Annotated in this window: 17 protein-coding genes; 5 read left to right on the top strand and 12 right to left on the bottom strand. The window is 71.7% G+C overall.

Going from position 1 to position 18,589, the window contains the following annotated elements:
* Positions 1 to 38: 38 nt before the first annotated feature.
* The 4 genes from pstS to ABZ876_RS33630 all read right to left on the bottom strand — a co-directional run bounded on the left by pstS (position 39) and on the right by ABZ876_RS33630 (position 5,480).
* Entirely contained in the window at positions 39 to 1,172 is a 1,134-nt protein-coding gene (gene pstS, locus ABZ876_RS33645) for a phosphate ABC transporter substrate-binding protein PstS (protein WP_361788909.1), read from the bottom strand.
* 405 nt (positions 1,173 to 1,577) lie between these two features.
* Positions 1,578 to 1,994 (bottom strand): NUDIX hydrolase, encoded by a 417-nt coding sequence (locus tag ABZ876_RS33640; RefSeq protein ID WP_361788908.1) that lies wholly within the window; start codon positions 1,992 to 1,994, stop codon positions 1,578 to 1,580.
* A gap of 131 nt (positions 1,995 to 2,125) precedes the next feature.
* Positions 2,126 to 3,220, bottom strand: a complete 1,095-nt coding sequence (locus tag ABZ876_RS33635; protein WP_361788907.1) for a CHAD domain-containing protein — start codon at positions 3,218 to 3,220, stop codon at positions 2,126 to 2,128.
* Positions 3,201 to 5,480: an RNA degradosome polyphosphate kinase gene (locus ABZ876_RS33630; RefSeq protein WP_361788906.1), complete on the bottom strand. Its 2,280-nt coding sequence runs from the start codon at positions 5,478 to 5,480 to the stop codon at positions 3,201 to 3,203. The genes ABZ876_RS33635 and ABZ876_RS33630 overlap by 20 nt, the downstream gene beginning before the upstream one ends.
* A 709-nt stretch (positions 5,481 to 6,189) precedes the next feature.
* Here ABZ876_RS33630 and ABZ876_RS33625 point away from each other — a divergent pair.
* The 5 genes from ABZ876_RS33625 to ABZ876_RS33605 are packed head-to-tail and all read left to right on the top strand — an operon-like array spanning position 6,190 to position 10,703.
* Positions 6,190 to 6,729 (top strand): RNA polymerase sigma factor, encoded by a 540-nt coding sequence (locus tag ABZ876_RS33625; protein WP_361788905.1) that lies wholly within the window; start codon positions 6,190 to 6,192, stop codon positions 6,727 to 6,729.
* A complete protein-coding gene (locus tag ABZ876_RS33620) occupies positions 6,726 to 7,598 on the top strand; it encodes a zf-HC2 domain-containing protein (protein WP_361788904.1) in 873 nt (290 codons plus the stop codon). The genes ABZ876_RS33625 and ABZ876_RS33620 overlap by 4 nt, the downstream gene beginning before the upstream one ends.
* Positions 7,595 to 8,464 carry an ABC transporter ATP-binding protein gene (locus tag ABZ876_RS33615; RefSeq protein WP_361788903.1) on the top strand — a complete coding sequence of 290 codons (870 nt, stop codon included), beginning with the start codon at positions 7,595 to 7,597 and terminating at the stop codon, positions 8,462 to 8,464. Before ABZ876_RS33620 ends, ABZ876_RS33615 begins: the two co-directional genes overlap by 4 nt.
* Positions 8,461 to 10,047, top strand: coding sequence for an ABC transporter permease (locus ABZ876_RS33610; RefSeq protein ID WP_361788902.1), 1,587 nt, complete (start codon positions 8,461 to 8,463; stop codon positions 10,045 to 10,047). Before ABZ876_RS33615 ends, ABZ876_RS33610 begins: the two co-directional genes overlap by 4 nt.
* Positions 10,035 to 10,703 (top strand): ABC transporter, encoded by a 669-nt coding sequence (locus ABZ876_RS33605; RefSeq protein WP_361788901.1) that lies wholly within the window; start codon positions 10,035 to 10,037, stop codon positions 10,701 to 10,703. The genes ABZ876_RS33610 and ABZ876_RS33605 overlap by 13 nt, the downstream gene beginning before the upstream one ends.
* Positions 10,704 to 10,785: 82 nt before the next feature.
* Here ABZ876_RS33605 and mshD read toward each other — a convergent pair whose 3' ends face one another.
* From mshD to ABZ876_RS33565, 8 genes are all read right to left on the bottom strand, one after another.
* Positions 10,786 to 11,724, bottom strand: a complete 939-nt coding sequence (mshD, locus tag ABZ876_RS33600) for a mycothiol synthase (protein WP_361788900.1) — start codon at positions 11,722 to 11,724, stop codon at positions 10,786 to 10,788.
* A 146-nt stretch (positions 11,725 to 11,870) separates the two neighbouring features.
* Positions 11,871 to 13,316 carry a HAMP domain-containing sensor histidine kinase gene (locus tag ABZ876_RS33595; RefSeq protein ID WP_361788899.1) on the bottom strand — a complete coding sequence of 482 codons (1,446 nt, stop codon included), beginning with the start codon at positions 13,314 to 13,316 and terminating at the stop codon, positions 11,871 to 11,873.
* Complete coding sequence (locus ABZ876_RS33590) at positions 13,313 to 14,044, bottom strand: response regulator transcription factor (protein ID WP_361788898.1); 732 nt, start codon at positions 14,042 to 14,044, stop codon at positions 13,313 to 13,315. The genes ABZ876_RS33595 and ABZ876_RS33590 overlap by 4 nt, the downstream gene beginning before the upstream one ends.
* Positions 14,045 to 14,354: 310 nt before the next feature.
* Positions 14,355 to 14,654 carry a hypothetical protein gene (locus ABZ876_RS33585; protein WP_361788897.1) on the bottom strand — a complete coding sequence of 100 codons (300 nt, stop codon included), beginning with the start codon at positions 14,652 to 14,654 and terminating at the stop codon, positions 14,355 to 14,357.
* Positions 14,655 to 14,691: 37 nt separating this feature from the next.
* Positions 14,692 to 15,708, bottom strand: coding sequence for a trypsin-like peptidase domain-containing protein (locus ABZ876_RS33580; RefSeq protein ID WP_361788896.1), 1,017 nt, complete (start codon positions 15,706 to 15,708; stop codon positions 14,692 to 14,694).
* A gap of 379 nt (positions 15,709 to 16,087) precedes the next feature.
* Entirely contained in the window at positions 16,088 to 16,267 is a 180-nt protein-coding gene (locus ABZ876_RS33575; protein WP_361788895.1) for a hypothetical protein, read from the bottom strand.
* A 457-nt stretch (positions 16,268 to 16,724) separates the two neighbouring features.
* A complete protein-coding gene (locus tag ABZ876_RS33570) occupies positions 16,725 to 17,750 on the bottom strand; it encodes a LacI family DNA-binding transcriptional regulator (RefSeq protein WP_361788894.1) in 1,026 nt (341 codons plus the stop codon).
* Between the two features lie 49 nt (positions 17,751 to 17,799).
* Positions 17,800 to 18,579 (bottom strand): response regulator transcription factor, encoded by a 780-nt coding sequence (locus tag ABZ876_RS33565; protein WP_361788893.1) that lies wholly within the window; start codon positions 18,577 to 18,579, stop codon positions 17,800 to 17,802.
* Positions 18,580 to 18,589: the final 10 nt, after the last annotated feature.

The following is an 18,589-nucleotide window of genomic DNA, read 5'->3' as shown; positions in this document are numbered from 1 at the left end:
TGCGGCCCGCCCCATGAGGGGGCGGGCCGCACATCGGGTCAGCTCAGGCTCGAGATGGTCTCGCGAACCTTGGAGTTGATCTCGGCGGGGATCGGCGCGTACTTGGCGTCGGCCAGCTGGTTCTGGCCGTCCTCGGACGCGGTGTAGGAGAGGAAGGACTTCACGGCCGCCAGGGTGTCGGCCTTGTTGCCCTTGTCGCAGACGATCTCGTAGGTGACCAGGGTCAGCGGGTAGGCGCCGGCCTCGGTGGGCTGGTAGTTGAGCTTCAGGGCCATGTCCTTGCCGGTGCCGGCGACCGTGGCGCTCGCGATGGCCTTGGTGGCGTTCTCGACGGTGGCCTTGGCCGGGGTGGAGGCGCCGGTCTTGAGGTCGACCGTCTTGATGCCGTCAGCGGCGTAGGAGAGCTCGAAGTACGAGATCGCACCCGAGGTCTGCTTGACCTGCTGGGCGAGGCCGGAGGAGCCCTGCGCGGACTGGCCGCCCTTGGCCTGCCAGGCCTTGCCGCCCGAGTACGGCCAGTCGCTCTTCGCGGTGGCGATCAGGTACTTGGTGAAGTTGTCCGTGGTGCCGGACTCGTCCGAGCGGTGGAACGCCTGGATCTTGAGGGCCGGCAGCTTGACGCCCGGGTTCAGCTTGCTGATCGCGGTGTCGTTCCACATCTTGATCTTGCCGTTGAAGATCTTGGCGATCGTGGAGGGGTCGAGGATCAGGCTGTCCACGCCCGGAACGTTGAAGCCGACCGCGATCGGGCCGCCGACCATGGGCAGGTCGATGGCCTGGCCGCCGGAGCAGACCTTCTTGGAGTCGGCGATCTGCTCGGGCTTCAGCGCCGAGTCGGAGCCGGCGAACGCGGTCTGGCCACCGAGGAACGCGGTGACGCCGGCGCCCGAACCGGTCGGGTTGTAGTTGATCTGCACGTCGTGGCAGGCCTGGGTGTACTGCTTGACCCAGGCGTCGATCGCGTTCTTCTGCGCGGAAGAGCCGGAGGCCTGGAGCTGGCCCTTGGCGTTGTCGCACTTGATGGAGGAGGTGCTGGACGCCGAGGCCGAGCTGCCGCCGCTGCTGCTCTTGCCCGTGTCATCGGAGCCGCACGCCGTCAGGGCCAGGGCGCCGGAGACGGCGACAGCACCGAGCGAAAGGGCGCGAAGCCGGTTCTTGCGCTGAAGCATCACTTTCGGGAGTTCCTTCCAGGAGCCGCCGTCCGTGGCGGCGTGCGAGGGGTGCGGTAGCCCGTCAGGGCTGCCGTGCTGGGAAGTGCGTCAGCACGCCTCATGCGCGCTTCGCACCTTGTACGGCCGAAATTAGGCAGAACAGGTGAAGCTGCCGATGGTCGAGAGTGAACGGAAGGTGAACCCCTGCGGTCTGTGTGGTTAGGTCACGGAACGCTTACGTCTCGGACACGAGGGCATTCCGGCTGCCGAGTCACGTCAAGGGGCGGCTGGCCTGCGGGTTTCGGTCAATGGTGGGTTGCCTCGGGCTGATCACGCGGGTTCTCACGCCTCTCGCGTTACGTGTGCCGCCCGGTATACCGGATGCCCCTTTCGAGGGATATCGATGCTTATAGAAGATCTCAATGCTTATGTCAGATTAAGCACGTTCAGGAAGGCGTCGACCAGTTCCCTGTCGCGTGGCTGGGTCAGACGGGCCCGGGCCCCGGCAGGCGAAAGCCACAGGATGCGGTCGACCTCGCGGTTCGGCGCGAAGGAGCCCTCCGCCGCCTCGGCCGCCCAGTAGTGGACCCGCTTGGGGCGGCCTGCCACCTCGTACCAGGCGGTGGGCAGGTGCGCGCCGGGGACGGCGGTGTAGCCCGTCTCCTCCTCCACCTCGCGCAGCGCACCCGCGAGTGGGTCCTCACCACGCTTGAGCTTGCCCTTCGGGTGGGACCAGTCGTCGTACTTGGGCCGGTGCACCAGACAGATCTCCAGGGCGCCGCCGACGGGCGAGCGGCGCCACAGGACACAGCCCGCCGCGAGGATGGTGTCGTCGTCGCTCATCGGATGCTCCGGCTCCTCTCCCGTGCCGCACGGCACCGCTCGCGGGCCGGGTGGCGCGTCCGGTCGTGCCTGCCGTGCCGTTCCGCGCGATGCCGTGCCGTGCCGTCGTACGAGTGCCCGTCGCCGGGCGCCTACGGAGTACCCACCGTTTGTTTCTGCCATGACTGCTGGAACGCGAAGCGGGCCGCCTCCACCTCGTGGCGCTGGTCGGCGTGCAGCACGCCCAGCGCGTACGCCGTCGCCGGGGCGATACGCGGGGTGCGCGCCGCCGCCGCGGCGGCCGCTGCCGCCTCCGAGGCGTCCCGGTGCCGGTTCAGGGCCTGGCCCGCCGTCAGCAGCCGTACGTCGACGGGTGCGTCCTCCCCGTACAGCACCTCCCGGGCGTAGCGGTGCAGGCGCAGCAGCAGCCGGACCTGGTGCCAGGGACCGTCCTGCGGGTGCGGGGCCGGGTCGGGGGAGAGGCCGTGGATCAGGGCCTCCGCGTTGTACGGGTGGCCCGCGGTGATCAGCGGCAGCGCGGCCACCGCGTCGCACAGCCGCTCCTCCGCGGCGGCGGCCAGCGGGCGCAGGTCGGCGGTGGCCGCGGCGGACGTGAGCGGGACCTCGCTGGCGAGGACGGCGACGCTGTCCGCCACCGCGTGGAAGCGGCTGGAGCCGAGGGCCTGGAGGGCCGCGGAGTGGGCGCGCGTCCGGGCCAGGGTCAGCTGACGCTCCAGCAGGGCGCCCGCCTTCGCCGCGCCGACGGTCAGATTGCCCCGCTCCGGGACACCGGGCTGGCTGCGCGGACCGGTGCCGGCGTTCCCCGCGCCCCCCGGCTGCGTGGGGAAGACCGAGGAGCCCGACAGCCGGTGCAGGGCCAGCAGCAGCCGCTCGAGCCGGGCCGCGTACGCGTGCTCGCGGGCCAAGGTGCCCGACAGCCAGGCGAGTTCGGGACGCATCCCCTCCGACCAGTCGGTGTCCAGGAGCGGACGGAACGTGTGGAGCGTGCCGCTGATGCGACGGGCCGAGCGGCGCAGGGCGAGAGCCGCGTCGCCGGAGTCGTCCACGCCGTTCTCCCCCACTCTCGACTCGGCTCGAGCGGGGGTGCCCCCACCGGCACCGGTCTCCCGGTGCTGCCGCAGCGAGCGGAGGAACTCCGTGGCCTGGGCCCGCAGATAGCCCGCGAGGGCGTCCCCGGTGGGCCCGGCCGTGGGGTCGGTGGGGGGATCAAGGTGTTGCTGTGCCACGCCGGCGCCTCCGGGCGTCTATGAGCATCTCCTGGATGTTCCGCAGGGGGTGGCCGTCCGCGTCGGTCGCGTGCCGGGTCCACTCGCCGTCCGGTTCCAGGTGCCAGGAGGCCGTGGAGTCGGACATACCGGTCTCGAAGAGCCGGTTGAGGGCCGCCCGGTGCGACGGGTCGGTGACCCTGACGAGTGCTTCGATGCGGCGGTCGAGGTTGCGGTGCATCATGTCGGCACTACCGATCCACACCTCGGGCTCACCGCCGTTTCCGAACACGAAGACGCGCGAGTGTTCGAGGAAGCGGCCGAGGATGGACCGGACCCGTATGTTCTCCGACAGGCCGGTGACGCCCGGGCGCAGCGCGCAGATGCCGCGCACCCACACCTCGACCGGCACGCCCGCCTGCGACGCGCGGTAGAGCGCGTCGATGATCGCCTCGTCCACCATCGAGTTGACCTTGATGCGGACGCACGCGGGCCGGCCGGCCCGGTGGTGCTGGATCTCCTGGTTGATCCGGGAGATCAGACCGTCGCGCAGGGACTTGGGCGCCACCAGCAGCCGGCGGTAGGTCTCACGGCGGGAGTAGCCCGAGAGCCTGTTGAAGAGGTCGGACAGGTCCGCTCCGACCTGCGGATCGGCGGTCAGCAGCCCCAGGTCCTCATACAGACGGGCGGTTTTGGGGTGGTAGTTGCCCGTGCCGACATGGCTGTAGCGGCGGAGCGTTTCGCCTTCCTGCCGCACGACCAGCGAGAGCTTGCAGTGCGTCTTCAGACCGACGAGTCCGTAGACGACATGGCAACCCGCTTCCTCCAGCTTTCGGGCCCACTTGATGTTGGCCTGCTCGTCGAAGCGGGCCTTGATCTCGACCAGTACGAGGACCTGCTTGCCGGATTCGGCCGCGTCGATGAGCGCGTCGACGATCGGCGAGGTCTCCGAGGTCCGGTACAGCGTCTGCTTGATGGCGAGCACGTCCGGGTCGGCCGCCGCCTGCTCCAGGAACGCCTGCACCGACGTGGAGAAGCTGTCGTACGGGTGGTGCAGCAGGATGTCCCGGTCCCGCATCGCCGCGAAGACGTCGGGTGCGGACGCCGACTCGACCTGGGCCAGGTCACGGGGGGTGACCGGGACGAACTTCGGGTACTTCAGCTCGGCCCGGTCGAGGTTCGCGATGCCGAAGAGGCCCGTGAGGTCCAGGGGACCCGGCAGCGGGTACACCTCGGCCTCGGAGATCTTCAGCTCGCGGATCAGCAGGTCGAGCACGTACCGGTCGATGGACTCCTCGACCTCCAGGCGCACCGGCGGCCCGAAGCGGCGCCGCATGAGCTCCTTCTCCAGGGCCTGGAGCAGGTTCTCGGCGTCGTCCTCCTCCACCTCGAGGTCCTCGTTGCGGGTGATGCGGAAGGCGTGGTGCTCCAGCACCTCCATGCCCGGGAACAGCTCCTCCAGGTGCGCGGCGATGACGTCCTCGATGGGGACGTAGCGCTGCGGGGAGGCCTCCAGGAAGCGGGAGAGCAGCGGCGGCACCTTGACGCGCGCGAAGTGGCGGTGGCCGGAGACCGGGTTGCGCACGACGACCGCGAGGTTGAGCGAGAGGCCCGAGATGTACGGGAAGGGGTGCGCGGGGTCGACGGCCAGGGGGGTGAGCACCGGGAAGATCTGGTGGCGGAAGAGCGTGAACAGGCGCGCCTGTTCCTTGTCGGTCAGCTCGTTCCAGCGGACCAGGTGGATGCCCTCCTCCGCGAGCGCGGGGGCGACGTCCTCGTGGAAGCAGGCCGCGTGGCGGGCCATGAGCTCGCGGGAGCGGGCCCAGATCATCTCCAGCACCTCGCGGGGCTGGAGACCGGACGCCGAGCGGGTGGCGACACCGGTGGCGATCCGGCGCTTCAGGCCCGCCACCCGGACCATGAAGAACTCGTCCAGGTTGCTGGCGAAGATCGCCAGGAACTTCGCGCGTTCCAGGAGGGGTGTGTTCGGGTCCTCGGCCAGCTCGAGTACGCGCTCGTTGAACTGGAGCCAGCTGCGTTCCCGGTCGAGGAAGCGGCCCTGTGGAAGCTGGGCGCCCTCGCTCACCTCGTACGCGTCGAGGTCGGCATCGATGTCGGGTTCGAGTTCGGAGACCGTCGCGGCCACGGTGTGCGGGCGGTGCGCGGCGATGGAACCCACGGAGGGCTGCTGATTCTGCACGTTTGCGCGACCCGTGGGCTCTCCCTCACGGGGAGTGGCGGGGGAGGGGTGGGCCGGTGCCTGGGCGTTCTGCTGGCTCATGAATCCATTCTTCCGCGCCAATCGGGTGACGGGCGCGTCGGAGACCGCGGGCAGCGGCGCGGCGGACGGACGCCCGCGTTCCGCACCGGCCCCGTTGCGAGGCGGCGGTGGCGGCTCAGGCAGGGCGGCGTTCATTGGCTGAGCGTCGCAAGCTCTTCTGAATCAATGGTTACGGCGACATGACGTGCGGGATAGCGGGGGGAGGCTCGCGGACGTCTGCACGGAGCGCGGCGGCGTGCGAGGGGGCTGGACGGGGCGTGTGCGCCGTCGGGGACCGGGGGACGGGTGGCGGCGGGCTGTCCGGGGAGGCGGACTGCGGCGGGGACGGCCGGGGGCGGACGGCTACGGGTATGGCCGCGGATGGTGGCGAAGCGCTGCTGGGGCGGTGGACGGAGGAGGGCTGCCGGGGGCGGAGGAGGGCTGTGGGGGCGGAGGAGGGCTGTGGGGGCGGTGGGCGAGGAGGGCTGACGCCGGGGCGGTGGGCGGAGGCGGGCTGACGCCGGGCCGGTGGGCGGAGGCGGGTTAACGCCGGGCCGGTGGGCGGAGGCGGGTTAACGCCGGGGCGGTGGGCGAGGAGGGCTGACGCCGGGGCGGTGGGCGGAGGCGGGCACGGACCGGCGGGCGGGAGGCTGACCAGGGGCCTGCCGGGCTCGCTGAGAATTTCTGCCGGGGTGTGAACCGTTCGCGAGAGCTCATCCGATGAAGGGGCGTGAGGGAAACGAGAAGTGACGGGGAGCTGCTGCGTGCCGCGGCAGACGGGGACCGTCGCGCCTTCGAGGAGCTGTACCGGCGGTATGCGCCGTGGCTCACGGCACGGCTGCGCGGCCGCTGCGCCGACCCCGGGGTCGTGGACGACGTCGTGCAGGAGACGTTCCTGGCGGTCTGGCACGGCACCGCGCGGTACCGCGAGGACGGCGACGTGGCCGGCTGGCTCTGGCGCATCGGCGCCCGACGGCTGGTGGACGCGCTGCGCGGCGACGGCGCACGCGGCCGGCTGCGTCAGACGCTGGCACGGCTGCGCCACCGGCACGAGGCCTCCGCGGAGGAGCGGGTCCTGGCCGGAGTGGAGCACGGCGACCTGGCGGGAGCACTGATACGGCTCTCGCCCGAGCTGAGGGCCGTTCTCCAGGCGACGGTGATCGACGGACTCACGACCAGGGAGGCGGCCGTCCTGCTCGGCATTCCCCCCGGCACGGTCAAGACACGGGCGCTGCGGGCGCGCAAGCGGTTGCGGGAGGAGCTGGCATGAGGGATGCGAAGAGCGACGGCGCCACATGGCACGCGGATGCCGAGGACCTCCGCGCCTATGCGCGCGGAGAGCTGGAGGCGCCCCGGCTGTGGTCCGTGGACACGCACCTGGCCGCCTGCGCACTCTGCCGCCAGGCACTCGCCGAGGCCGGCGACCCGCTCGCCCTGGACCTCGGCTGGGAGCGGCTCGACGCCGAGCTGGACGCACCCCGGCCGGGCCTCTTCGAGGCGCTGCTGACCCGGTTCGGGGTGGCCGACCACATCGCGCGGCTGCTCGCCGCGACCCCCGTGCTGCGCGCCTCCTGGCTCGGCGCGGTCATGCTGGTCCTGGTCATGACCGTGGCGAGTGTGTACGCGATGGACTCGCCGACGGTGTTCCTCGCCCTGGCACCGCTGCTCCCTCTCGCGGGCGTCGCCCTGTCGTACGGGCCGGCTCTCGACCCGACCTACGAGATGACGGTGGTCGCCCCGCTGCACGGCTTCCGCCTGCTGATGATCCGCACGGTCGCGGTGCTGGTGGCGAGCCTCGGGCTGAACGGCCTGGCGACGCTCGCCCTCCCGGTCTACGGAGTGCGTGCCCTGTCCTGGCTGCTGCCCGGCCTCGCCCTGACCGCGACGGGGCTCGCGCTGACCGCCCGGCTGGGTCCGGTCCTTGCCCCGGCCCTGGTCAGCGGCGCCTGGGTCGCCCTGCTGGTGGTGGCCGAGGCGACCGTTCACGGGACGCCCCTGCCGTTCACGGCTCCGGGCCAGGGGGTGGCCGCGGTGGTCGCGGTCGTCTCGGCCGTCCTGCTGCACCGCCTGCGTGACCGCTTCGACGCCTCGCCGGCCCACGCCCCGTTCACCGACTTCGCCCACAGGAGCACCCCATGACGACCGCACCCACCGTCTCGGCCGCCGGCCTTACCGTGCGCTACGGCGGCACGGCCGCTCTGGACGACGTCTCCCTGCGCCTCCATGAGGGCGTCACCGGCCTGCTCGGGCCCAACGGCGCGGGCAAGACGACCCTGCTGCGGGTGCTCGCCACCGCCGTGCCCGCCGACCGCGGCGCGTTCACCGTCCTCGGGCACGACCCGGGCACGGCAGCCGGCCGTCAGGAGGTGCGGCGCCGGCTCGGCTATCTGCCGCAGACCCCGGGTTTCCACCCGGACTTCACGGCCTTCGCGTTCGTCGACTACGTGGCGATCCTCAAGGAGCTCACGGACCGGGCCGGACGGCACCGGGAGGTGCGGCGCGTGATCGAGGCCGTCGGTCTCTCGGATGTACGGGGCAGACGCATCAAGCGCTTGTCCGGCGGTATGCGCCAGCGCGTCGCCCTGGCCGCGGCGCTCGTCGGCGACCCGCGCCTGCTGCTCCTCGACGAACCGACCGTCGGTCTCGACCCCGAACAACGCATGCGCTTCAGGGAGGTGATCGCCGTGGCGGGTGAGGGCCGGACGGTGCTGCTGTCCACCCATCAGACCGATGACGTGGCGATGCTCTGCCACCGCGTGATCGTGATGGCTCACGGCCGGATCCGCTTCGAGGGCACCCCGGCCGAGCTGACCGCACGAGCCGCGGGCCGGGTGTGGAGCAGTACGGAGCGTGACCCGGGCGCCCGCGCCGGCTGGCGTACGGGCATGGGCACGTTCCGCAATGTCGGCGACCCGCCCAAGGGCGCCGACCTTCTCGAACCGACCCTGGAGGACGGCTACTTGCTGGTCCTCGACGGCGAGCCGGCGGAGGTGGCGTCCGTATGAGCACGGTCATCGACAAGGCCCCGGCGGTCGCCCCGCCCGTGCGGACCGGCCGCCACTCGGCCGCAGCCGTCCTGGCGCTCGCCCGGTTCGAGGCACGCGAACTCCTGCTCCAGATCCCGGTGTTCGTGTTCTTCCTGCTGTACATCGGGCACGCCCTGTGGAAGCTGTTCCTGCCCGGGGACGGCATGGACGACTATCCGGTCCTGCAGAGCACCGACCGTGGTTCCCAGTCCGTCCTGCCCTTCCTGGCCGTCGCGGTCCTCATGTGTGTGAACGTCGCCGCCCTGCGCTCCCGGCGCCACGGAACGGACCGGCACTTCGACGTCCTGGTCATGGAGCCCTGGCGGCGTACGGTGGCGCACGCCCTGTCCGTGGTGCCCTTCGCGGCGGTCACCGCGCTGGTCGTCGCCGTCCAGTTCGGCCGGGCGGCCCTGAAGCCGGGGGCGGCGGGTCATGGATCGGTGGCGGAACTGGCGGTGGGACCGCTGGTGGTGCTGCTGGCCGGGGTGCTGGGGGTGCTGATCGCGCGCCTCTGCCCCAGCATCGTCGGGGGTCCGCTGTTCATAGTCGTCGGATTCGCCGGGCTCCTGGTCGCCTCCGCGGTCACGGGGGAGAAGGAGCACTGGCTGAACTGGTTGTACCCGGTCGTCTCCGAGAACGGCGCCGATCCGATCCCCTCCGATCTCCTGGGCCGTCCGGCCGCCTGGCACGCTCTGTACCTGGCGGGTCTTACCGCGCTGCTGCTGTGTGCCGCCGCGCTGGTGAGCGGGGGACGCACTCGCCTGCTGAAGGCGCTCACGGTGGTCGCGCTCGGCGCCACGGCCGTGGGGATCGCCGGTCAGTCCCCGGGCCACGAGGCCGGGCTGACCGCGGCGCGCACGGAGGTGAACCGCACGCCGGCGCGGTTCCAGTCGTGCGTGGTGTACGGCCGCTCGACGTACTGCTCGTTCCCGGAGTGGACCGGCTGGCGGGACGACTGGGCGCGGGTCGCCGACCGTGTCCAGCGTCTCGCGGGCGGCGGCGCCGGCGGGGAACGGCTGACGGTCCGGCAGCGGATACCCCTGATCTACGACCTGAGCAGTGATGCCGCGCTGACGCCCCTGAGCACTCCGGGTGAGGTGACCGTCGGCACGCGGTGGGGCGGCAACCGGATCCCCGAGTTCGCCGTCGGTGTCGCGGCGGTCCTTGTCGCCGGGGACGAGCGGACGGTGTCCCGTATGTGCGACGCCCGCACGGTCACCGTCATGTGGCTGGCGCTGGCTGCTCAGGACGATCCGGCGGCCGCGTTCCGCGACGTCCGCCTGGGCGACAGCACGTCGGGCTCCGCTCTCGCGCTGGCCCTCACGGAACCGGTCTCCATGAGTGCCGAACAGACCCGGATCGTCCGGGAACTGCTCAAGCAGCCGCGCTACAGCGTCACGGCCAGGGTGAAGGCCCACTGGACGGAGCTGACGTCCCCGAAGACGTCGGAGGCCCGGGTGGCGGAACTGCTGGGTGTGCCGGGGGCGGCCGAAGGGGCTCGCAACGGGGCCGGCAAGGGTGCCGACGAAGGTGCCGGCAAGGGGGAGTGGTGTCAGGACTAGCCGACAGGTGCCGGCGGGTCCGGGTCCTTCTCCCGCCGGTGTGGCGCGCTCTGCCCTGGCGGGTGCTGGGTGTGGCGGCCGGGGCGGGCCTGGCTCCTGCCGCGGTCGCACGGCTGGTGCCCGGGGGGCACGACTCGGCGTTCGCCCTGGTCCTGCTGCGGTGCGCCGCGGTCGCCTTCGCGCTGGGCCTGGCGTTCCTGCTGGACGATCCGGCACGGCACGTCACCGCGGCAGTGCCGACCCGGCGGACGGTGCGGACCGGACTGAGGATGGCACTGGTCGTCCCGCTCGCCGCGGTGTGCTGGACGGTGGCCCTGCTGCTGATACCGGGCCGGATACGGCCCCCGGCCGGCGACGTCACGCTCGAGGCGGCGTTGCTCGCGGCGCTGGCGCTCGCCGGCGCCGCGGCCGCCGTGCGGTACACCGATGAGCCGCAGCCGGGAGCGGCCGTGGCGGTGACGCCGCTGGCCGGTGCGGCGCTCGCGTTTCTGCTTCCCGAGCGCTGGGCCCTGTTCGTCGCGGCGGCCTCCCCCGACTGGGCGGTGGCGCATCAGCGGTGGGCCGCACTGCTGGCACTGACCGTGGCGGCGGGGACGGCACTGCTGCCGGAACCCCTGCGCAGAGGGCGTCGGCCGGCACTCCGGCCCCGTCACTGAGCGGGTCACCCCCGGCAGGATCCCAGCTCCCCGGCCCACCCCACCGGCCCACCTCACCGGTCCCTGCGGCCCCTCGGGCCCCTCAGGTCTCCGTGCGGTACATCAGATCCGTCTCGTACGTAGAGAAGCCCAACCGCTCGTACACCGTGAGCGCGGCCGCGTTGTCCGCGTCGACGTAGAGCATGGCGGTCGGCAGGCCCTGGGCGGTCAGGTACCGCAGGCCGATCGTGGTCAGGGCACGGCCGAGGCCGCCGCCCTGTGCGCCGGGCCGGACGCCGAGGACGTACACCTCGCCGAGCTGTTCCTCGGCGTGGACCTTGGTCCAGTGGAAGCCGATGAGTTCGAGGCCGTGCTCGCCCTCGCGTTCCGCGAGGAAGAAGCCCCGAGGGTCGAACCACGGCTCGGCCTTGCGGTCGTCGAGATCGCGCTGGGTGAGGGAGCCCTGCTCGGGGTGGTGGGCGAAGGCCTCGGCGTTGACGGCGAGCCAGGCCGCGTCGTCCTGGCCGGGGACGAAGGTACGGACGGTGACACCGTCGGGCAGCTTCGGCTCGACCAGTTCGAGCTGGTCCAACGGGCGGCGCAGCTGGCGCAGTTCACGGAAGAGGGTGAGGCCGAGGACCTGGGCGAGGTGCCGGGCCGCCGAGTGGCCGCCGTGCGCCCATACCCGCAGCCGCTTGCCGGAAGCGGCCAGGAGCGCGGAGCCCAGCGCCCGGCCGTGCCCATGACCGCGGTGCGAGGGGTGCACGACCATTTCGGCGGCCGGGGCCTCCACCGGGTCGGTGTCCTCCAGCTGGGCGTATCCGACGAGTGTCTCCCCGACCGTCAGCAGCAGATGGGAGACGCCCTCACGCTCACCGCCGCGCAGTTGCAACCGCCCCTGCTCGGACACCGCCTGTTGTCCGTCGACCCGCGCGGCGTCGGCGAGCAGCTCTAGCACGGCCTCGGCCTGCGTGGGCGAGAGTGCGGTGACGGTCTCCATGGAGCGGGTCAGTGCCGGGCGGGCGGCGTCGTCGCTGGTCATGGATACGAGGGTAAGGGGCGGGCCGGGGGGAGGGGAGGAGATGGAGGAAGGGAGGAGATATCCATCGAAGGCGGAACCGGCCGAGGCGGGGAAGACCGGGGTGGTCGCCCGGTTCCGAGGACCCCTGGGCGGGTGAGGCCGGCCGTCTACCCGCCCGGACTCGGCGGCGGTGTCGGTGCCCCCGGCAGCCGTACCGTCGCCACCGTGCCCCCGCCCTCCGCCGGCCGCAGGGACACCTCGCCACCGGCCTGCTGGACCGTGCGGGCCACGATGGACAGGCCCAGGCCGGAGCCGGGCAGCGCGCGGGCCGAGGGGGAGCGCCAGAAGCGGTCGAAGACGTGCGGGAGTTCCTCGGCCGCGATGCCGGGGCCGTGGTCGCGGACCGTCAGCACGCCGTCCGTGAGGGCGACCTCGATCGTGCCGCCCGCGGGGCTGAACTTCACCGCGTTGTCGAGGATGTTCACGACCGCCCGTTCCAGCGCGGACGGCTCCGCCTGTACGTACCAGGGCTGGAGGCCCGCAGTGATCGTCAGCTCGGGACCGCGCAGCCGGGCGCGGCGCAGGGCGTTCTCGACGGTGTCCTGCAACTCCACCACCTGGGTCTTGCCGGCGTGCAGGCCCTTCTCGGGACGGGACAGCTCCTGAAGGTCACCGATCAGCGAGGCCAGTTCCGTCATCTGTGCCTTCACCGAGGCGAGGAGTGCTCTGCGGTCCTCCGCGGGCAGCGGACGGCCCGTCTCCTCGCTGCGGGTGAGGAGTTCGATGTTCGTCCGCAGGGAGGTGAGCGGCGTGCGCAGCTCGTGGCCCGCGTCCGCGATCAGCTGCTGCTGTAGTTCGCGGGAACTGGCGAGGGCCGAGGTCATCGAGTTGAAGGAGCGGGACAGACGGGCGATCTCGTCCTCGCTTTCCTCGTCCACCGGGATCCGTGTGGTCAGGTCCTCCGTGCGGGCGATGTGTTCGACGGCCTCCGTCAGCTTGTCGACGGGGCGCAGACCCGCGCGGGCCACGGCCAGACCGACGGCACCGGCGCCCACGACGCCGAGGCCGGAGACGATGAGGAGGATCACGGCGAGGTCGTTGAGCGTCTTGTTGGTGTCCTTCAGCGGGTACGCCAGGGTCAGGGCGTAGCCCTGGTAGACCGTCGGGTCGCCCGGAGTGTCGCCGAGCAGGGGCGTCGTCAGCACCCGTACCGGCTGGCCCTTGCTGTCGACGCTGTTGTGGAGGACGCCGCGGATCGGGTTCCGCGCGATCTCGGTGTCGTCGCGGGTGGGTCTGACGAGGCCGCTCGAGTTCGGAAAGATGCACACCTGGCCTTCGGCATTGACCACCTGCACATAGTGGGTGCTGAGCTCGGGGCCCCGGTCGTCCGGCGGGGAGGGCGTGGTCGAGCAGTCGCCCAGGACGCGCGCCAGGCCCCCCGGCCGGATCGGCCCGCTGGAATTCTTCAGGTCGCTGTCGACCTGGCCGTACAGCTTGCCCTGGACGATGAACCAGCAGCTCACCGACACCGCCGCCACCCCGAACGCCACCGCCGCCGCCACCAGCAGGGCGAGCCGGGAGCGCAGCGGCAGAGAGCGGAAACGCTTGATCACTCGGCGCCGCCCTGGCGCAGGACATACCCCACACCGCGCACCGTGTGCACCAGACGGGGTTCGCCGCCCGCCTCCGTCTTGCGGCGCAGGTACATGACGTACACGTCGAGGGAGTTCGACGACGGCTCGAAGTCGAAGCCCCAGACCGCCTTGAGGATCTGCTCACGGGTCAGCACCTGGCGCGGATGTGCCATGAACATCTCCAGCAGGGTGAATTCGGTGCGGGTCAGTTCCACGGCCCGCCCGCCGCGTGTGACCTCGCGTGTCGCCAGGTCCATCCGGAGGTCGGCGAAGGTCAGTGCCTCGTTGTCCGGGCTGCCGACCGCCGTGGCCGCGTAGGAGCTGCGGCGGAGCAGGGCGCGGATGCGGGCGAACAGCTCGTCCAGTTCGAACGGTTTGACCAGGTAGTCGTCGGCTCCGGCGTCGAGACCGGTGACACGGTCGCCGACCGTGTCACGGGCCGTGAGCATGAGGATGGGGGTGGTGGTGCCCGCCCCGCGCATCCGGCGGGCGGCGGTGAGACCGTCCATCCGGGGCATCTGGATGTCCAGGACGACCAGATCGGGCTGGTACGCCGTCGCCTTCTCCAGCGCGTCCGCGCCGTCCACGGCGACCTCGGTCTCGTAGCCCTCGAAGGCGAGGCTGCGCTGGAGTGCTTCCCGGACCGCCGGCTCGTCGTCGACGATCAGGATGCGCTGGAGTTCACGGTCGCCTTCGGCGGGGCTCATGGAGTGAGTTCCTAGGGGTGCGACGGGACGGGGGCTGAACGTCTTCAGCCTCGCACGTTTCCCGTCGGGGACGGAAAGGGCCGGACGGGTGCCGACGCCGGGTTCGTACGCCGTACGGATGGCCAGGGCCGGTACCGGGGCATGTGCTGCGTGTGTGGACAGGGCGGGTGTGGGTGGGGGTGGGGTTCGGCTGCGGGTGCGGTGGGGGTGGGGGTTCGGCTGCGGGTGCGGTGGGGGTGGGGGTTCGGCTGCGGGTGCGGTGGGGGTGGACCGGGCGGGTGCCGGCGCCGGGGGCTGTGCGGTGTGCGGGTCAGTTCAGTGCCAGGGTGAGACGGCTCAGCGGTACCACCTTGCTGCGGTGCGGGCGCACGGCGTTGGTGCGCCGCAGACCCATCAGCTGGGGGACCGGAACCACCGGGATCCGCGTGCCCGGTGCGCGCAGCTCGTACGTCTTCCACGCGGGCGCAGTGAAGCTCACGACGGTACGGAGCTCGTACGCCTCCGGGGCGGGGGCCGCCGGGGTGTGGAGTTCGAAGGCCACGGCCAGGGCCAGGGAGACCCCGGAGGGGCCGACGGGGGCGGTCGTCTCGTGGAGTACCTGCTTGATCATGTCGTGCTCCTTACCAGCCGCCCTACCGGGCGCCCGCTCAGCTCCGGGATCCGGAGCGGAGCGTCGCCAGGTCGGACTTGACGGTGTTGATCGGGATGGCGAAGCCGAGGCCCACGCTGCCGGCGCTCGACGAGGTGGAGTCCGAACCGGCGGAGTACATGGCCGAGTTGATGCCGATGACATTGCCGTTCATGTCGATGAGGGCGCCGCCGGAGTTGCCCGGGTTGAGGGACGCGTCCGTCTGGATCGCCTTGTACGTGGTGGTGGAGGGCCCGGTGTCGCCGTTGAACTGGCGGCCGCCGAACTCGAACGGCCACTGGCCGTTGCCCTGGCCCTGGTTCTCTTCGGTCGAGACGGTGACGTCGCGGTTGAGGGAGGAGACGATGCCGCTGGTGACCGTACCGGTGAGGCCCTCGGGGGAACCGATCGCCACGACCTGGTCGCCGACCTGGATGCCGTCGGAGTTGCCCAGCGTGGCGGCCTTCAGCTTCGAGGCGCCCCCCGCCTTGATGAGTGCGAGGTCCTTCTTGCTGTCGGTGCCGACGACCTGGGCGGTGTAGGACCTGCCGCTGCTCGTGGTCACCTTGATCGAGGACGCGCCGGCGATGACGTGGTTGTTGGTGATGATCTCGCCGTCGCCGGTGACGATCACGCCGGAGCCGGTCGACTCGCCGGTGTTGGAGGTGGCGCTGATCTCCACGATGCTCGGACTGACCGCGGAGGCCACTCCCGCCACCGTGCCCTTCTTGCTCGACGGCACGACGGTGGTGCTGGTCGAGCTCGAGGGGACGGTGTTCTTGCCGGTGAGTTCCTGGATGCCGTACGCCGTGCCGCCCCCGATGGCCGCGGCGACGATCGCCACGGCGGCGAGGAGGGCGAGCGGCCCCTTCGCACGCTTCCTCGGCGCGGCCGACGGGCCCGGCCCGAACGCCGGCGGGGGCGGCCACTCGGAGTTCACCGGGGAAGAGACGTGCTGCTGCCGGGGGTACGCGGACTGGTGCCCGTCACCCTGGGGGTACTGGTCCTCGCCGCTGCGGCGGAAGCTCTCGGTCATGTAAGAGAGAGTGTCCCGCGATCATGAGAGCCAGCTGAGTCGCCGCTGAGAAGCCCGACAGAACCGCGTATGCCCGTTATAAAGACGCCTCGGGGGTCGAGGGGCTAGGGGCGCCAGAGGGCTTAGGGGCCAGAGGGGCAAAGGAAACCTCAGGTGTCCCTGAGGCGAGGGTACGGGGAGCGGAGGCCGAACGTTTGTCTGAGGCGTGTGAGGCCGGTGTGCCGGAAGGGCGCCCAAGGCTACGATCACGGCCACCGGAGCGGGGCTCCGCGGTTTCGCCCGACTGTGCTGCGCGGTTTTCCTGCCGCGCCGCGTCGGGCCGGTGCGTCGTACGCCGTTCCCGGGCCCTTGCCTACGACACACCCAGGAGCCCTGAGTGTTACGTGCCCTGCGCGGCCGCGATGCTGGGCCGCTCCACCGACGGCACCCTGTGGCTGTACCGGGGAACCCAGCAGGAGCGCACCCCGTGGTCGACCAGGATCAAGGCGCGTACGGGCTGGAACTTCACCTCGAACGTCGCGAACGGCGATGTGACGGGCGACGGTATCGCCGACGTCATCACCCGCGACTCCGGCGGCACGCTGTGGCTGTACCCCGGCACCGACAGGCGTCCTCGTCCCCGTTCGGCTCGCGGATCAAGCTCGGCACCGACTACAACCAGTACAACCTGTTGTTCTGAGCAGCCTCGGCATCATCGCATGAGCGACGGCCCGCCGGCGATCCGGCGGGCCGCCGCCTTCCCGGCACCCGGCACCCGGCGCGGGGACGGGCTGCCTCGCGAGAACCGGCGGTCAAACCGGCCGTCCCCGGCCCTCGGGGTCAGGACGGGCCGTTTCCCGTGGTCCGGAGGCAGGCGGGCTCCCATGGTCCGGTGTCAGGGCCGGACGTCTCCCGGGGCAGGACCGGACGTCTCCGGGGCTGGTAGGCATGGTGTGCCGTCTCCCGGGGCCCGGAGGCAGGACGGGCTGTCATCCGAGGTGTGGGGGCCTGACCCGCCGTCCCCCGTGATCGGGCTGCTAGCCGTGGCAGCCGCAGGACCGGCGCACCACCAGCCGCGACGGGAACTGCTTGACCCGTTCGCGGCGTGAGCCGGCCACGCGCAGGCCGTCGTCGAGGACGAGGTCCACGGCCGCCCGGGCCATCGCCGACCGGTCCGAGGCCACCGTCGTCAGCGGCGGATCCGTGAGCGCCGCCTCCTTGACATCGTCGAAGCCCGCCACGGCCAGCTCGCCCGGCACGTCGATGCGCAGCTCGCGCGCCGCGCGCAGCACGCCGATCGCCTGGTCGTCGGTGGAGCAGAAGATGGCCGGCGGACGGTTCGGCCCGGACAGCAGCTCCAGGCCCACCTGGTACGCGTCGTAGCGGTTGTACGGCGCCTCGAACAGCCGGCCCTCCGTCGGAAGCCCGGCCTCCCGCATCGCTCGCCGCCAGCCCTCGACGTGATCGGAGACCGGGTCGCCGACCGCCGGGGTCTCCGCGGTGCCGCCCATACAGGCGACGTACTCATAGCCGTGCTCCAGCAGGTGGCGCACGGCGAGCTGGGCGCCGCCGAGGTCATCGGTGACGACGGCGACGTCGTCGATCGCCTCGGGCCGCTCGTGCAGCAGTACCACCCGGGCGTCCCAGGCGTCGATCTCGGCGGCGGCGTGGTCGTTGAGCGCGTGGCTGACCAGGATCAGCCCGGAGACGCGCATACCGAGGAAGGCCCGCAGATAGTGGACCTCGCGCTCGGCCACGTAGTCGGTGTTGCCGACCAGCACCATCTTTCCCCGCTCGGCGGCGGCCTGCTCGACCGCGTGCGTCATCTCGCCGAAGAAGGGCTGGCGCGCATCGGGGACGATCATGCCTATGAGGTCCGTGCGCCGCGACGCCATCGCCTGGGCGACCCGGTCGGGCCGGTACCCCAGTTCCTTGATCGCGGCGAGGACACGCTCGCGCGTGGCCGGGGCGACCGGCCGGGGTCCGTTGTTGATGACGTAGCTCACGACCGCCGTGGAAGTTCCAGCCAGCCGCGCCACATCGTCCCGAGTCACCTTGGCCACGCGCGGAGTCTACGCGGATGGAACGCCTCTGGGCAGGGCTTACGCGGTTCTATGCCTCAGCCGTGACCTCGGCCGCGGGCACGGCAGCCGTGTCGCCCGTGTCCGTGGCCTTCGCCCGGCCCGCCTTGGCCTTCGCCTCCTCGGCCGTGCGGTCCGCCTTCTCCGGAGTCACGAACCGGTAGCCGACGTTCCGGACGGTGCCGATCAGCGACTCGTGCTCGGGGCCGAGCTTGGCGCGCAGCCGTCGTACATGGACGTCGACCGTGCGCGTACCGCCGAAGTAGTCGTAGCCCCAGACCTCCTGGAGCAGCTGGGCACGGGTGAAGACGCGGCCCGGGTGCTGCGCGAGGTACTTCAGCAGCTCGAACTCCTTGAAGGTGAGGTCGAGCACCCGGCCCTTGAGCTTGGCGCTGTAGGTCGCCTCGTCCACGGACAGGTCGCCGTTGCGGATCTCCATCGGGGAGTCGTCGTTGACGATCTGCTGGCGGCCCATGGCCAGCCGCAGCCGCGCCTCCACCTCGGCCGGTCCCGCGGTGTCCAGCAGGACGTCGTCGATGCCCCAGTCGGCGGTGACCGCGGCGAGACCGCCCTCGGTGACGACGAGGACCAGGGGACAGCCGGGGCCGGTCGAGCGCAGCAGCTGGCACAGGCTGCGGACCTGCGGGAGGTCCCGTCGCCCGTCGACCAGGATCACGTCGGCGCCCGGGGTGTCGACGAGAGCAGGGCCTTCCGCGGGAGCCACTCGCACGTTGTGCAGGAGCAGGCCGAGCGCGGGAAGCACCTCCGTCGACGGCTGAAGTGCATTGGTCAGAAGCAGCAGAGCACTCATCGCGCCTCTC

Origin of the sequence: Streptomyces sp. NPDC046931 (genome assembly GCF_040644655.1) — a bacterium.
In the GTDB taxonomy this organism is placed as follows: Bacteria; Actinomycetota; Actinomycetes; order Streptomycetales; family Streptomycetaceae; genus Streptomyces.
Note: the sequence above shows the minus strand (reverse complement) of the source record. Positions and strands in the feature narration are given on the sequence as shown.